Source organism: Bartonella queenslandensis AUST/NH15 (genome assembly GCF_000312585.1).
In the GTDB taxonomy this organism is placed as follows: domain Bacteria; phylum Pseudomonadota; class Alphaproteobacteria; order Rhizobiales; family Rhizobiaceae; genus Bartonella; species Bartonella queenslandensis_A.
The window spans coordinates 1-1,297 of record NZ_HE998249.1; the positions used below are offsets into that span (position 1 = coordinate 1).

The window sequence follows — 1,297 nt, forward strand, 5'->3', positions numbered from 1 at the left end:
GTATCTGCTTTTTTCAACGAAAAGTTATATAATTGTCTCGACATCTTTATGATAATATTTAAAAAGAGAGATTTTTACACAGAACGACAAAGTTAGAAATTCTGAGAGTTGATACACCAGGAAGTTTCTCGAAAGAAGTGTTATATATTAGTATAATGAGAGTAAAAATTATATTTCAGTGCTGATGGGAAATGGATAGATAAGGCAGGAGCAAAATTTATAGTGCCAGATAGTTCCTCTTAATTCAACAAGCGATAGAGCGATGAGGGGTAAAGGCTTATTTAAAAGCTATTTATAGTGTGTTGCATAGGTTGAAAGTAATCATCATTTTGATGCAAGAAATCACATTTTCATCGGCTGGAAGATTGTATTAGTTTATAAATAGCAGAACTATAAGGTTTGCAAGATTATTTTGGTTTACGAGTCGCTGGTATGATAAGTGTGGGTTTAATGATCAACTTTCATTGCTTGAACAGTAGGTTAGGCAGAGTACTTCTCGATGCAAATTGTATTTTGCACATCAGAAATAGTAATAATGCGGATTCTTCAAAATTTTATTAATACAGTATAAACTATGCTACTGATTTAAATGTAGATGATTTTACGAACCGTGTATTCTATAAATTTATGAGAAAAACAGCTTTAGAGAGCAAGCTTTGTTTTTTGGGGAAACAACATTACACGAAGAAACTATGATTACATAAAAGAATCTTGGGAATAGAGATAATTTTCATGCTTTTTTAAAGACGTTATGAACTTGTTTGCAAGAGATAAGATCATGATGTGATGAAGAGCCATTGATGTCTCAATTCATATAGGCATTTTACATTTTATAAGATTTAGGATTTACAGACATATTTAACTATCTGAACAATTGTGAAAAAGAGGAACATTTTTTCAAGAATAAATTTTTTCTATTCAGGAAGCATAAAAATCCACGCAAATGATGATGAGGTGATGAACTTTCTTATGGAAGGGAGATATTATTTGAGTAATATGCTCCCTTTGTTGAGGATATTTTGTGTTACAAGATGTATGTGAGGTGTGATGGATCATTTTTATGTTGTGGAGAAGGATTGATGAGTTTTTTTCGTTGTATTGGCCGTTCTGCTTTATTTATGTTAGATCCAGAGCATGCGCACCGTTTAGCGATTGTCGGATTGAAAAGTGGATTAAACGGTTGTCAAAAGGTTGTTGATAAACGATTGTCTGTAGCTATTGCAGGGCTTGAGTTTAAAAATTTTATCGGTCTTGCAGCGGGGTTTGATAAAAATGCAGAGGTTGTTGATGAAATTTT

At 32.5% G+C, this 1,297-nt stretch carries 1 pseudogene; it reads left to right on the top strand.

What is annotated here, in order from left to right:
- Nucleotides 1–1,079: 1,079 nt before the first annotated feature.
- Nucleotides 1,080–1,297, top strand: a pseudogene (locus BN338_RS10075) (quinone-dependent dihydroorotate dehydrogenase); the annotation flags it as partial.